The 12,395-nt window shown below is 68.4% G+C and carries 14 protein-coding genes; 5 read left to right on the top strand and 9 right to left on the bottom strand.

Annotated features, from left to right (window positions below):
• Positions 1-26 precede the first annotated feature (26 nt).
• The 3 genes from ACYQZ5_RS13395 to ubaA form a co-directional block, all read right to left on the bottom strand.
• Positions 27-347, bottom strand: coding sequence for an antibiotic biosynthesis monooxygenase family protein (locus ACYQZ5_RS13395; RefSeq protein ID WP_379732013.1), 321 nt, complete (start codon positions 345-347; stop codon positions 27-29).
• A gap of 139 nt (positions 348-486) precedes the next feature.
• Positions 487-1,452, bottom strand: coding sequence for a transcription initiation factor IIB (locus ACYQZ5_RS13390; protein WP_379732012.1), 966 nt, complete (start codon positions 1,450-1,452; stop codon positions 487-489).
• Between the two features lie 240 nt (positions 1,453-1,692).
• Complete coding sequence (gene ubaA, locus ACYQZ5_RS13385) at positions 1,693-2,508, bottom strand: SAMP-activating enzyme E1 (protein ID WP_379732011.1); 816 nt, start codon at positions 2,506-2,508, stop codon at positions 1,693-1,695.
• On the opposite strand from ubaA, the gene ACYQZ5_RS13380 reads away from it, so the two are divergent.
• Positions 2,507-2,731 (top strand): hypothetical protein, encoded by a 225-nt coding sequence (locus ACYQZ5_RS13380; protein WP_379732015.1) that lies wholly within the window; start codon positions 2,507-2,509, stop codon positions 2,729-2,731. The genes ubaA and ACYQZ5_RS13380 overlap by 2 nt on opposite strands.
• Positions 2,732-2,778: 47 nt before the next feature.
• Positions 2,779-3,783: an NADP-dependent oxidoreductase gene (locus ACYQZ5_RS13375; protein ID WP_379818246.1), complete on the top strand. Its 1,005-nt coding sequence runs from the start codon at positions 2,779-2,781 to the stop codon at positions 3,781-3,783.
• 249 nt (positions 3,784-4,032) lie between these two features.
• Here the strand turns inward: ACYQZ5_RS13375 and ACYQZ5_RS13370 are convergent, their stop codons facing one another.
• The 3 genes from ACYQZ5_RS13370 to argS all read right to left on the bottom strand — a co-directional run bounded on the left by ACYQZ5_RS13370 (position 4,033) and on the right by argS (position 7,970).
• Positions 4,033-4,623, bottom strand: a complete 591-nt coding sequence (locus tag ACYQZ5_RS13370) for a 50S ribosomal protein L15e (RefSeq protein ID WP_379731748.1) — start codon at positions 4,621-4,623, stop codon at positions 4,033-4,035.
• 219 nt (positions 4,624-4,842) lie between these two features.
• The gene (gene prf1, locus ACYQZ5_RS13365; RefSeq protein ID WP_379731747.1) at positions 4,843-6,093 is read right to left on the bottom strand and encodes a peptide chain release factor aRF-1; all 1,251 of its coding nucleotides are present in this window, start codon (positions 6,091-6,093) and stop codon (positions 4,843-4,845) included.
• A gap of 128 nt (positions 6,094-6,221) precedes the next feature.
• Complete coding sequence (gene argS, locus ACYQZ5_RS13360) at positions 6,222-7,970, bottom strand: arginine--tRNA ligase (protein WP_459846470.1); 1,749 nt, start codon at positions 7,968-7,970, stop codon at positions 6,222-6,224.
• Positions 7,971-8,141: 171 nt separating this feature from the next.
• On the opposite strand from argS, the gene ACYQZ5_RS13355 reads away from it, so the two are divergent.
• The 3 genes from ACYQZ5_RS13355 to ACYQZ5_RS13345 are packed head-to-tail and all read left to right on the top strand — an operon-like array spanning position 8,142 to position 10,502.
• Positions 8,142-8,840, top strand: a complete 699-nt coding sequence (locus ACYQZ5_RS13355) for a DUF120 domain-containing protein (protein WP_459846467.1) — start codon at positions 8,142-8,144, stop codon at positions 8,838-8,840.
• Complete coding sequence (gene ribB, locus ACYQZ5_RS13350) at positions 8,837-9,517, top strand: 3,4-dihydroxy-2-butanone-4-phosphate synthase (RefSeq protein WP_459846465.1); 681 nt, start codon at positions 8,837-8,839, stop codon at positions 9,515-9,517. The genes ACYQZ5_RS13355 and ribB overlap by 4 nt, the downstream gene beginning before the upstream one ends.
• 49 nt (positions 9,518-9,566) lie before the next feature.
• Positions 9,567-10,502: a branched-chain amino acid transaminase gene (locus tag ACYQZ5_RS13345; RefSeq protein ID WP_379731294.1), complete on the top strand. Its 936-nt coding sequence runs from the start codon at positions 9,567-9,569 to the stop codon at positions 10,500-10,502.
• Between the two features lie 62 nt (positions 10,503-10,564).
• Here ACYQZ5_RS13345 and ACYQZ5_RS13340 read toward each other — a convergent pair whose 3' ends face one another.
• The 3 genes from ACYQZ5_RS13340 to ACYQZ5_RS13330 form a co-directional block, all read right to left on the bottom strand.
• A complete protein-coding gene (locus tag ACYQZ5_RS13340; protein ID WP_379731293.1) occupies positions 10,565-10,966 on the bottom strand; it encodes a DUF6276 family protein in 402 nt (133 codons plus the stop codon).
• A 3-nt stretch (positions 10,967-10,969) separates the two neighbouring features.
• Entirely contained in the window at positions 10,970-11,656 is a 687-nt protein-coding gene (locus tag ACYQZ5_RS13335) for a V-type ATP synthase subunit D (RefSeq protein ID WP_379731292.1), read from the bottom strand.
• A 169-nt stretch (positions 11,657-11,825) separates the two neighbouring features.
• On the bottom strand, positions 11,826-12,368 hold the full coding sequence (locus tag ACYQZ5_RS13330; protein ID WP_379731291.1) for a KH domain-containing protein: 543 nt from the start codon (positions 12,366-12,368) through the stop codon (positions 11,826-11,828).
• Positions 12,369-12,395 lie beyond the last annotated feature (27 nt).

The following is a 12,395-nucleotide window of genomic DNA, read 5'->3' as shown; positions in this document are numbered from 1 at the left end:
TTCTGCGTCCGTCGACGACCGACCGTCTACGCGGGCGGGTCGGCGTCGTCGCCGAACCCACTTCCGTACGATTCGACGACCTCCGTGACGGTGACCTCGTAGGCGTCGTACCACTCCGTCCACCGCTGTTTCGCTCGTTCGTGAACGGACGCCGCGCCGAACGACTCGAGCGCGTCCAGTGACTCCCAGTAGTACGCGACGAGCACCTCCTCGCTCTCGGGGTCGTGCCACGTCCGCTTCCCGCGATACCCCTCCGTCTCCTCGGCGGTCGCCTGTATCGCGTCGTTCAGTTCGTGGAACTCCTCGTCGTACTCACCCGGGTCGAGGCGGAACGTGACGAGATACACTACCACCGTACTCGCGCTCCCGCGAGAAAGGTACTTTCCTCTGGGGCCGAACGTCGCGGAAACCGCCCGCAAAAAGCCGCAAAATCACCGATTATCGCCGTCGGCCGTCCAGTTCGACGTCGTCGAGTCGGTCAGTCACTCAGGCCGCGCTGGCGGTCGGTCCGGTCTCCGCGGCCTGCAGCAGCTCCTGGTAGCGGTTCCGGATCGTGACTTCGCTCATGTCCGTCGCCGCGCTGACCTCGCTCTGGGTGAGCGCGTTGTTGGTCAGCACGCCCGCGGCGTAGATCGCGGCCGCCGCCAGCCCCACGGGCGACTTGCCCGAGTGGACGTTCTGGCGCTTGGCGGTCTCGAGCAGCTCGCGGGCGCGGCGCTCGGTCTCGTCGTCGAGGTCGAGGTCGCTGGCGAACCGCGGGAGGTACTCAAGCGGGTCCGCGGGCTGGACCTCGAGCTTCAGCTCCCGCACGATGTAGCGGTAGGCGCGCTTGAACGTCGCCTGATCGACGCGGGAGACGGCGCTCATCTCGTCGAGGCTGCGGGGGACGTTCCCCATCCGGGCCGCGGCGTGGAGGCTCGCGGTCGCGATCCCCTCGATCGAGCGGCCGGGCAGCAGGTCCTGATCGAGCGCCTGTCGGTAGATCACCGACGCGGTCTCGCGGACGTTCTCCGGCAGCCCGAGCGCGGAGGCCATGCGGTCGATCTCGCCGAGGGCCTGCTTGAGGTTGCGCTCCTTGTGGTCGCGGGTGCGGAACCGCTCGTTCCACGTCCGCAGGCGCTGCATCTTCTCGCGCTGGCTGGCCGAGAGCTGGTTGCCGTAGGCGTCCTTGTTCTGCCAGCCGATGTTGGTCGACAGGCCGTCGTCGTGCATCATCTTCGTCGTCGGGGCGCCGACGCGGGACTTACTGTCCTTCTCGCCGGCGTCGAACGCACGCCACTCGGGCCCGCGGTCGATGGCGTCTTCGTCGACGACGAGGCCACAGTCCGCACAGACGGTCTCGGCCTGTGACTCGTCGGTCTCGAGGTTGCCACCGCACTCGGGGCAGTGGTGCTCCTGCTCGTTCTCTGCCCGCTCGGTCTCGGTTTCGCGGTGGGTCGTGTTGGTGCTCATTGGATTGGAACCGAAGTGATACCCGGCTCGGTGCCGGGCTGTCTTCACTCTAGGGTAGGAGAGAAAAGTATATAAATCTTTCGCCAACCTCGATACGGCTTCTCACGCTGCTACCGTTCGATTTCGGCGTGTAGAATCGATACAGCCCGATCGATAGCTTCTTAGGTGGTATAACCTTGGGTAAGTCTCACACGGACGCCACGCTGGGCCGGGGTTTTGCCTGGGAAGGAGGGGGAAGGATCAGTCGCCGGCGATCTGACAGCCGCCGTCGTAGTCGACGCCCGAGAGGGAGTCGATCCCCTCGTCGCCACAGACCGGACAGTCGGGGTTCTCGCGGTACGGGACGGTCTCGAAGCTGAGCTCCCGGGCGTCGTAGAACAGCAGCCGGCCCGAGAGCGCGTCGCCGAGGCCGAGCAACACCTTCACCGCCTCGGTGGCCTGCAGGCAGCCGACGGTGCCGGGCAGCACCCCCAGCACGCCCGTCGTCGCACAGTCCGGCACGGTGCCCGGCTCCGGCGGCTCGGGGAACAGACAGCGGTAGCACGGCCCGTCGGGGGTGAGCGTGGTGACCTGCCCCTCGAACTTGTAGATCGCGCCGTGACAGAGCGGGACGCCCTCGATCGAACAGGCGTCGTTGAGCATGTACCGCGTCGGGAAGTTGTCGGTGCAGTCGACGACCACGTCGTAGTCGGCGACGAGCTCCCGGGCCTCGTCGGGGGCGATCCGGCGCTCCATCGCCTCCACCTCCACGTCGGGGTTGAGTTCGGCGACGAACTCCGCGGCGCTCTCGGCTTTGGGCCGCCCCACGTCGGCGTCGCGGTGGATGATCTGGCGCTGGAGGTTCGAGCGCTCCACCACGTCGTCGTCGACGATGCCGAGGTGGCCCACGCCCGCGGCCGCGAGGTACTGGATCACCGGCGCGCCGAGGCCGCCGGCGCCGACGACCAGCGCGCTACCTTCGAGCAGACGTTTCTGCCCCTCCGGCCCCACGTCGTCGAGGATGATGTGTCGGGAGTAGCGGTCGAGCTGGGTAGCGTCGAGCGAGAGATCGGTCATGAAGCCGTGTTCGGGTCCGACGAGGGTTAAGCGTACGGTCGGTGGCGAACCCTGCTCGCGACTCCGCGGCCGAGATCACGCGCTCGCGGTCGTCTGGTTCCCGCAGGTCTCCATCGTCGGCGTCACTGGGCCGGAGGCGCGCTGGGCGGGCTACCTGCTGAACCTCGCGGGCGTCTACGTCATAACCCACTGGCTCTACCGCGACGTGGGCTGTGCGATTTAGCGTGTCGGCGTCGTAGCCCCCTTCCCGCCGGCGCCCCATCTCCCTGTATGGTTACGACAGAGCGGTACTTCCTCGCGGAGCGACCCGACGGCGTGCCGGACGACGAGACGTTCGACCTGCGGACGATCGACCTCGGGGACCCCGCCGCCGGCGAGGTGCTGGTGAAGATCCGCTACCTCTCGGTCGACCCGTACATGCGCGGCCGGATGGACGCCGGCGAGTCCTACGCCGAGCCGTGGGAAGTCGACGAGCCGCTGGAGGGCGGCGCGGTCGGCGAAGTCGTCGACGAGGCGGGGACGGAGTTCGAGCCCGGCGACACCGTCGTCGGCAACATGTCCTGGTCCGAGTACCACCTCGCGGACGCCGACGGCCTCCAGCGGATCGAGACGGGCGCGCTCCCGGTGTCGACCGCGCTGGGCGTGCTGGGCATGCCGGGCCGGACGGCGTACTTCGGCACGCGCGAGGTGCTCGAACCCCGCGCCGGCGACACGGTGGTCGTCAGCGCCGCCGCGGGCGCGGTGGGATCGGTCGTCGGCCAGCTCGCGAAGCTGCAGGGCGCCCGCGTCGTCGGCTTCGCGGGCAGCGACGAGAAGTGCGAGGTGGTCGAGGAGGAGTTCGGCTTCGACGCCTGCATCAACTACAAAGCGACCGACGACTACATTGAGGCGCTTAGCGAGGCCGCGCCGGAGGGCGTCGACGGCTACTTCGACAACGTCGGCGGCCCGATTACGGACGCGGTGTTCACGCAGCTAAACGTCGACGCCCGCGTGGCGGTCTGTGGCCAGATCGCGCTGTACAACGCCGAGGAGATGCCCACCGGCCCGCGGAAGCTGGGGAAGCTGATCGAGACCCGCGCCCGCGTGCAGGGGCTGCTCGTCGGCGACTTCGCGCCGCGGTTCGAGGAGGCGACCGCGGACTTGGCGGAGTGGGTCGCCGCCGGCGAGATCGAGTACCGCGAGACGGTCACGGAGGGGCTGGAGAACGCCCCCGACGCCTTCTTGGGGCTGTTCGAGGGCGAGAACATCGGGAAGCAGGTGGTCCGAGTCGAGTAAGGTCGGCACGGTGGTTTCGTCGTTGAGGAGGCAACGACAGCTGCGAACAGCACCGCGGAGCGAGCATGTCCACTTGTGACCGCACCGCTCCGCACAGCCCTCATACCTCCCCAGCCGACTCGTTCGCTCCTTTCAGTCGCTCACTCGTCCCTCGCGCTCGGTCGGCGCACGGAGGCGCCGACGCTTCGCGCCACCGCACAGCAGCAGCTACTCGGTCTGCATCGAAAGAAAACGGACCGGTGATTGCTGTTACTTTCCGCCGCGGTCGCCCGACGCGACGCTCGGTCGGACCTTCTCGGCACCCTTGCCCCGGGTGCGCAGGCCGCGGTTGGACTTGCCGGCGTTGGTGAGGCCGCGGAACGCGCGGCCGGTCTGGGAGTCGTCGCAGATCCAGTTGAGGTCGTCGTCGTTCTGGATCGCGGCGTGTTCGGGGTCCACGAGGATCGCCTCGAACCACTTCTGGGAGCCGTCCTCACCGACCCAGTAGGAGTTCAGCACCCGGAGGTTCGGGTACTTGCGCGTCGCGCGCTCCTCGGCGATCCGCTGGATCGAGGTCCGGCGGCCGAGGCGGTTAACGCCCTGTCGCTTCGAGCGGCGCCCGGCCTTGTGTCGGCGCTTGCGCGCGCCGCCCTTGCGGACGGCGATGCGGACGACGACGATGCCCTGCTTGGCCTTGTAGCCCAGTTCGCGGGCCTTGTCCAGCCGGGTCGGGCGCTCGATGCGCTCGATGGCGCCCTGCTCGCGCCACTCCTGTTTTCGCTGCCACTGCAGCTCGGCGAGCTTGCCGTCGCCGGGCTGCTTCCACGCGTCCTTGATGTGGGAGTAGAAACTTCGTGCCATGGTTCTCTGCGGGCGCTTGCGATTCAGTCGGTGGAGACGCGTCGCGTCTCGGCCGACCACATTTCGTCCCGAGCTATCGGGTGCCCGCTGGCGTCCCGTCGACCAGCGAGTTAGCCGTGAGTATTCGGGATTCGGTGGTAAGGGTTTCGAAGCGCCCCGGATTCCGCGCCCACGCCCGGACACACGGAAACCGGAGGACGACCGACGCCGAAAAACCGTTTAGACGCCCGTCTCGTACCGCAGGATCCCCGCGATCCCGCCGAAGGCGTTGAGCAACTGTTCGCCCTTCTCGAAGTCGGTGCTGATGAACTTCGTCTCGGTCCCGCGCTGGTCGGCGATCTCCATCAGGTGCTCGACCGCGTCCTCCCGTTCCTGCACCTCGGCGACCTCGCCGCACTCCGAGCACTCGTGGTCGGCCGTGTTGTGCCGGCGCTCGACGGTCTCGTACTCAGTGTGGCCGTTGGGACACTCGTACACCACCACGTCCTCGGTGAGGTCCTCCGAGAGCAGCAGGCGGTCGACCGACCCCATCACGAGGTTCTCCCGTGTCGGCTCGAGCCCGTAGGTGGCCTCGCCGCCGGTGTGGAGGTTCTCGAAGAACTCCTCCATCTGCTCTTTGTCCTCGACGAGCTCCTGATCGGCCAGCGCCTCCTGCCCGGCGTCGACGAGGTCGTACAGCCCGGACTCGTCGGTGTAGGCGATGTCGAACTTCCCGAGCACCTTGTCCTGCAGCTCGTGGTGGAGGTAGTCGCCGTCGAGGAACTCGTCTTTCGTCGGCGACGGGCCGCCGACGAGGATCCCGTCGAGTTCGTGCCGTTTGGGCACCATCAGGTCGTCGGCCATCTCCGCGACCTCCTGGTAGAAGTTGTCGATGGCCTCCAGCCGCAGTCGGGCGAACCGCTGGGCTGACTGGCCACCTTTGCGCTGCTTCCCCGGCACCAGCGAGGAGGCGGACTTCACCGGCTCGACGCGCTTGCCCTTGAGCCAGCCGACGTTGGCCTCCCGCCGGTCGAGCACGATCAGGCCGAACAGGCCGGAGTCGGCCATCATGTGCTCCAGCGGCTCGATCAGGAAGTCCGAGTCGCAGTGGTAGCGGAACGACTCGACGGGGTCCGGCGGCGACTCCAGCGTCCGGGTGATCATCTCGGTCTGCCCGCCGCCGGAGTCGATCGCGCCCGAGAAGATCACCATCCCGTTCTCCGGCGGGTAGGTGTCGTAGTAACGCAGGCGGTCCTTGATCGACGTGAGGGCGTCCTGCACGTTCGTCCGGGTCTGCTTGGACTTGATGTTGGCCGCCTCGGAGTGCTCCTGAGTGACGTGGGCGACCACGTCGGAGATCTGCCGGTCCTCGGGGATGTAGATGGTGACGAGCTGCGTTCCTGATCCCTCGTACTCCTCTAACTCTTCGAGGACCTTGCGGAACTCGTACTTCCGCCTGTCCTCGCTTGTCTCTTCGGCGTCGGTACTCATTAGTTCAGGATAGGCGCTATCGCGTGTAAGTACCTGTTGACTGGTCCATTCGCCGCACGCGCCCGGCGACGCCGACGGACAGGGATGATCCTGCGAAAAGACGGTCGGCTGCCTCTATCGGCCCGGAGCTACATCGACTCCGGCGCGGCGACGCCGAGCACGTCGAGCGCGTTCCCGACGGTGTGTGCCGCCGCAGCCACGAGCGCCAGCCGCGCGTCCCGCAGTTCCTCACTCTCCGCTTCGAGCACCGGACACTCCCGATAGAACGCGTTGAACCGCTCGGCGAACGTCCGGGTGTAGGTGGCGACGCGGTGGGGTTCGAGGTCCTCGGCTGCCCCCTCGACCACCGCGGGGAAGCGGGCGATCGTCCGGAGGAGGTCGCGCTCCTCGGGCGTCTCCAGCAGGTCGCCGTCCACTTCGCTGGGCACCGACTCGCCGTCGAGGATTCCGCGACAGCGGGCGTGGACGTACTGGACGTACGGCGCCGACTGCGCCTCGAAGTCGAGCGCGCGGTCCCACTCGAAGGTGATCGCCTTGCTGGGCTGCTTGGCGACGATGTCGTAGCGAACGGCGCCGATCCCGACCTGTCGGGCGATCCGATCCACGTCCTCCTCGGTGAGTTCGTCCTCGCGGATGCGGTCGTCCATGCGGTCCTCGACCTCCTCGCGGGCGCGGGCGACGGCCTCGTCCAGCAGGTCGTCGAGATCGACCCCTGTCCCCTCGCGGGTGCTCATCCCCTCGCCGCCGGGGAGGTTCACCCACGAGTAGAACTGCTGGTCGAGCTGGTCGGTGTCGTGACCCAGTAGCTGGAGCGTCTCGTTCAGCTGCTCGAACGTGAGCTTGTGGTCCTCGCCGATCACCGTCACCGCGCGGTCGTAGTTGTCGAACTTCCACTCGTGGTGGGCGATGTCCCGCGTCGTGTACAGCGTCGTCCCGTCCGAGCGGAGGAACACGAAGTTCTTCTCGATGCCGTGCTCGGAGAGGTCCAGTTGCCACGCCTCCTCCTCGTAGACGGCCTCGTCCAGCGCCTGCAGGCGGTCGACCACGTCGTCGGTGGCGCCGGAACGCATGAACCGCGTCTCCTTGACGAACTCGTCGAACTCCGCGGGGAGCCGCGAGAGCGTCTGGGTCATCCCGTCGAGCACCGTGTCGACCACCTCGCTCACGCGCTCGTACGTCTCCTCGTCGCCCGCCTCGAGTCCCTGCATGATCGACTCGATCTCCTCCTCGGCGGTCGCGGTGGCGGCCTCGTCGGCCTCCTCGAGGTAGCTGTTCCCCTTGCGGTAGTAGCGAACGAGGTCGTAGTCGGGCTTCTCGCGTTCCGGCTCCGGAAGTTCGTCCTCGTCGAACGTCTCGTAGGCCCACGTGAACAGCGCCATCTGCCGGCCGGCGTCGTTGACGTAGTAGTGCCGCTCCACGTCGTAGCCGGCGTAGTCGAGCGCGTTGGCGATCGCGTCGCCGATGATGGGGTTGCGCGCGCGACCGACGTGGACCGGGCCGGTCGGGTTCGCGGAGGTGTGTTCGACGACGACCGACTCGCCCGTCGGCGGGCGCTGGCCGTACGCTTCGTCGCCGGCGGCGGCGAGCGTGTCCTCGTAGTACGACTGGTCCGGCGCGAAGTTGAGGTACGGCCCCTGGGTCGTGATCTCGCCGACGTACTCGTACTCGTCGGGGTCGATCTCCGCGGCCACCTCGGCGGCGACCTGCGGCGGCGGCGCGCCCACCTCGCCCGCGAGCCGGAACGCGACGCTGGAGGCGAGCACCGCGTCGACGTCCGCCGGCGGCTCCTCGATCCCGAGGTCGTCGGTCGGCAGGTCGCGCGCGGTCAGCGCGGCCGCGACCGCGTCCTCGACCGCCGACCGGAACTCGATGAACATGGGCGACCGTTCCGCCCGACGAATAAAGGGGCTTCCGAAGCGTTCGGCCGAGAGAGCGCCGCCAGTGGGGGGAGTACCGCGCTCCCGGCGGCCGACGGCGCCGACCCCGTCACGGTTCTGCACCGGACCGCATCCAGTATCGTTAAGCGTCTCGATACTGAACTACGACTCATGCAAGAGACGACTGCGGGGGTCGACGCCGCCGAGGTGGCGGCGCTGAAGGAGATCGCGCTGACCGGCGGCGTCGACGGCGAGCGGAAGGTGTCGTGTGCGGCGCTGGGCGAGCGCCTCGACGCCTCGAGCCAGACCGCCTCCCGGCGGCTCCAGCGACTGGAGTCGGCCGGCCTGATCGAGCGGGAGGTCGTCGCCGACGGCCAGTGGATCTCGCTCACCGCCGACGGGAAGTCCCGGCTCCGCGGGGAGTACGCCGACTACCGCCGGCTGTTCGAGGACGACGCCGCGCTGACGCTCTCGGGAGCGGTGACCGCCGGCGCCGGCGAGGGGCGACACTACATCTCGCTGCCGGGGTACAACCGCCAGTTCGAGGAGCGGCTGGGGTACGAGCCATACCCGGGCACGCTCAACGTCGATCTCGACGAGGGGAGCACCCGGAACCGGAGCGAACTCGCCGCCGTCGAGGGCGTCCCCATCGACGAGTGGGAGGACGAGGAGCGCACCTACGGCGCCGCGACCTGTTACCCGGCGCGGCTGGACGCCGACGCCGGCAGCGTCGAGCCGGTTCACGTAATCGTCCCCGATCGCACCCACCACGACGAGGACCAGATCGAGCTCATCGCCCCCGAGATGCTGCGCGACGAGCTCGGACTGGCCGACGGCGACGAGGTCGCCGTGGAGATCGAGTCGGCATGAGTTCGACGACCGACGCCGTCGACAGCGTGGCGGCCGCGCGGGCCGCCTTCGCCCGCGGGGAGCCGGTGCTGATCCACGACGCCGCCGACCGCGAGGGCGAGGTGGACATCGTCTACCCCGCGCGGGCGGTCGACGCCGACGCGGTCCGCCGACTGCGCAACGACGCCGGCGGGCTGATCTGTGTCGCGATCACCGACGGGGTCGCCGAGGCGTGGGGCCTGCCGTTCCTCGCGGACGCGCTCGATCACCCCGCCGCCGAGGCGGCGCATCTGGACTACGACGATCGCTCGTCGTTCTCGCTGCCGGTGAACCACCGCGAGACGTTCACCGGGATCACCGACGACGACCGCGCGCTGACGATCGGCGAACTGGGCGCGGCCGCCGACGAGGCGGCGGCGGGGGCGTTCGACGCCGACGACTTCGCGGAGGCGTTCCGCTCGCCCGGCCACGTCACGCTGCTCCGGGGCGCGCCGAACCTGCTCGTGGACCGACAGGGCCACACCGAACTCGGCCTCGCGCTCGCCGCGGCGGCCGACCGGGAGCCGGCCGTGGTGGTGTGTGAAATGCTCGACGGCGAAACCGGGGCTGCGCGCACCCCCGCCGACGCGCGCGCCTACGCCGAGCGCGAGGGGCTGACGTACGTCGAGGGGCGGGACCTGCTGACGCGGCTCGACTGAGGCCGGCGTTTCTGACGATTTTAAGACCCCGCCGTCCCCATACGCGGGTATGAGCGCCTTCGAGGAGATGGAGCAGGACGGGACGATCTGGATGAACGGGGAGTACGTCGACTGGGAGGACGCACAGGTCCACGTGCTCACCCACGCGATGCACTACGGCACGGGCATCTTCGAGGGCGTCCGCGCCTACGACACCGAAAACGGCACCGCGATCTTCCGCTGGGAGGAGCACCTCGACCGGTTCTACAACTCCGCGAAGCCGTACGACATGGAGATAAACTTCTCCCGCGAGGAGCTCACCGAGGCGACGCTGGAAGTGATCCGGCGCAACGACCTCGACTCGGCGTACGTCCGCCCGCTCGCGTACTACGGCTACGACTCGCTGGGCGTCTCGCCCGGCGACTGCCCGACCGACGTGACGATCGCCGCGTGGCCGTGGGGCGCCTACCTCGGCGAGGAGGCGCTGGAGAACGGGATCGAGGTGAAGGTGTCCTCGTGGCGCAAGCACGCCTCCAGCCAGATCCCGACCAACGCGAAGACCACGGGACTGTACGTCAACAGCATGCTGGCCGGCGAGGAGGCCCGCCGCCACGGCTACGAGGAGGCGATCGTCCTGAACAAGGAGGGCAACGTCGCCGAGGGGCCGGGTGAGAACATCTTCCTCGTCCGGGACGGCGAGATCTTCACGCCGGGGCTGAGCGAGTCGATCCTCGACGGCATCACCCGCGACACGGTGATCACGCTGGCCGAGGAGCGCGGCTACGAGGTCCACGACAACGTCAGCATCTCCCGCGGCGAGCTCCACACCGCCGACGAGCTGTTCTTCACCGGCTCGGCCGCCGAGGTCACCCCGATCCGGCAGGTGGACAACGTCGAGATCGGCGACGGCGGCCGCGGCCCGGTGACCGAGGAGCTCCAGAGCGCGTTCTTCGATCTGGTCGAGCGCCGCACCGACGACCACGAGGAGTGGTTCACGTACGTATAGATCGGCTCTATACAGCGATCTGCGGAGCAGTCTGATTTTCCCCGGCAGAAGGAGACCGCGACTTACCGGAACGACGCCAACTGCTGGCTCCGGCGGCCGATATCGAACGGCGGATCGAGTTCGTCGGCCGCCGCTAACCGTTCCAGCGCCAGCCGAACGTCGACGCCGGCCCGTTCGGCAGCCTCACACAGTTCCTCGATCGCCGCGCGCTCCAGCGCGAGCGAATCGAGCTTCCCCAGCGCGAGCGCGAACGCGACGGCGCCTTCCCCAGTCGGGAACGACTCGTGGATCACCGAGAAGTCGGCCTCTTCCGGAGCAGGGGCGTCGTCGACCCCGGCATCGCTGGCGGCGAGGGTCCGCAGACAGACAGAACAGATCGCGCTCTCGGCCGCCGGCGCGTGCTCCCGGAGGTCCGTCGGGACGGTGAAAGCGACGACCGGGGCGCCACACGCCGGACAGGACACGGCTCAGTCGGCGGTCGCGGGCTGTTCGGCCGCGGCCTCCTCGGCCTCGCGGGCGGCGTCCTCCTCCTCTTCCTTCTTGGCCTTGATCTTCTTGAGCCGGAAGATCTCCTCGCGCTCCTGCTCCTCGAGCTTCTGCTCGATGTACTCCTGGTTCTCGTACAGTTCGGGCAGGAGCTTGAACTCCAGGGCGTTCACGCGGCGCTTGGTGGTCTCGATCTCCTCGAGCATCTTCTTCATCGCGGTCTCGACCTCGGCCGCGAGGATGATCGAGTCGATGAGCTCCTCGTACGCCTCGGCGGTCTCGTCGATGCGCGCCGAGGAGCCGATCAGCCCGTACCCACGCTCGTCGATCGGCTTCCGGACCTTCGAGGCCTCGATCTGGGGCACCACGACGCCCATGATGTTCTTCGACTGGGTCGTGATCTCGGGGTGCTCCTTCAGGGCGGCGGCGGCGCCGCGGACGGCCACGTCGCCCTCCATCGCCCGCGTCATGTCGAGCTTCTGCTGGGCGGTCTGGTAGTCGGTCTCGAGGTCGCTCCGAATGTCCTGAGCCTGATCCAGGATGTCCATGAACTCCATGATGAGGCCGTCACGCTTCTGCTCGAGCGTGTCGTGGCCCCGCTCGGAGAGTTCGATGCGGTCCTCGATCGCCATGAGGTTCTTCCGGGTCGGTTTGACGTCCTCGGCCATTCTTGGGGGAGTATTCCGGCCGGAGGGGGTTAATAGTTGTTAGTCGCCCCGACGGCATCGCTCGCGGGTGACGGTCGAACGCGGTACGAACGTCGTCGCGGGTTCCGCGCCGGCGGTCGACACGCGGTTCCGTGGCTCCGGTCCGGCGGTCGGCGGCGTGCTCGTCGGGCTACGTCTGCTCGCGGACGTTCCAGCCCTGCTGCATCTCGTTGTGCTTGCGCTCGAGGAACGAGTAGACGGCGCCGTGGGGCGCGCCGTCGAGGATCATCCCGGCCGCGCGTCGGACGGCGTCGATCTCCTCGGGCTCGCCGATGATCCCCAGCGTCGAGCCGTAGATCACCACGTTCGCGCCGGTGAGCTGTTCCATCAGCTCCCGGGTCCGGCCGTCCTCGCCGATGAGTCGGCCCTTCTGTCGCTGCAGGTCGTTGTCGTTGCGCGTCTGTTCGGTGAGGTCGATCAGGTCGAGCCGTCGCAGGTCGCTCTCCAGCAGCCCCAGCGCCGTCTCGGGCTTGAACCCGCGGCCGATCGCTTTCACGATGTCGGGCGCGGCCATCGCGTCGATGGGGTCGCCGACCGTCTCGATGCCCACCGACCCGTCCTCGGAGTCGATGTCGAGGCGAACGCCGGCGCGTTCCTCGATCTCCCGCATCGTCTCGCCCCCGGAGCCGATGAGGACGCCGATGCGGTCCTGTGGGACCGTTACGTGTTGCATGAAGCGGTTTAGCCGCTGGAGGGTTGT

The sequence above is a fragment of the Halolamina salina genome (assembly GCF_054653455.1).
Note: the sequence above shows the minus strand (reverse complement) of the source record. Positions and strands in the feature narration are given on the sequence as shown.

Bases quoted from the DNA above. Each gene is read 5' to 3' on its own strand.
- ACYQZ5_RS13390 (WP_379732012.1), bottom strand. From the start codon at position 1,452: ATGAGCACCAACACGACCCACCGCGAAACCGAGACCGAGCGGGCAGAG.
- ACYQZ5_RS13380 (WP_379732015.1), top strand. From the start codon at position 2,507: ATGAAGCCGTGTTCGGGTCCGACGAGGGTTAAGCGTACGGTCGGTGGC.
- ubaA (WP_379732011.1), bottom strand. From the start codon at position 2,508: ATGACCGATCTCTCGCTCGACGCTACCCAGCTCGACCGCTACTCCCGA.
- ACYQZ5_RS13375 (WP_379818246.1), top strand. From the start codon at position 2,779: ATGGTTACGACAGAGCGGTACTTCCTCGCGGAGCGACCCGACGGCGTG.
- ACYQZ5_RS13370 (WP_379731748.1), bottom strand. From the start codon at position 4,623: ATGGCACGAAGTTTCTACTCCCACATCAAGGACGCGTGGAAGCAGCCC.
- prf1 (WP_379731747.1), bottom strand. From the start codon at position 6,093: ATGAGTACCGACGCCGAAGAGACAAGCGAGGACAGGCGGAAGTACGAG.
- argS (WP_459846470.1), bottom strand. From the start codon at position 7,970: ATGTTCATCGAGTTCCGGTCGGCGGTCGAGGACGCGGTCGCGGCCGCG.
- ACYQZ5_RS13355 (WP_459846467.1), top strand. From the start codon at position 8,142: ATGCAAGAGACGACTGCGGGGGTCGACGCCGCCGAGGTGGCGGCGCTG.
- ribB (WP_459846465.1), top strand. From the start codon at position 8,837: ATGAGTTCGACGACCGACGCCGTCGACAGCGTGGCGGCCGCGCGGGCC.
- ACYQZ5_RS13345 (WP_379731294.1), top strand. From the start codon at position 9,567: ATGAGCGCCTTCGAGGAGATGGAGCAGGACGGGACGATCTGGATGAAC.
- ACYQZ5_RS13335 (WP_379731292.1), bottom strand. From the start codon at position 11,656: ATGGCCGAGGACGTCAAACCGACCCGGAAGAACCTCATGGCGATCGAG.
- ACYQZ5_RS13330 (WP_379731291.1), bottom strand. From the start codon at position 12,368: ATGCAACACGTAACGGTCCCACAGGACCGCATCGGCGTCCTCATCGGC.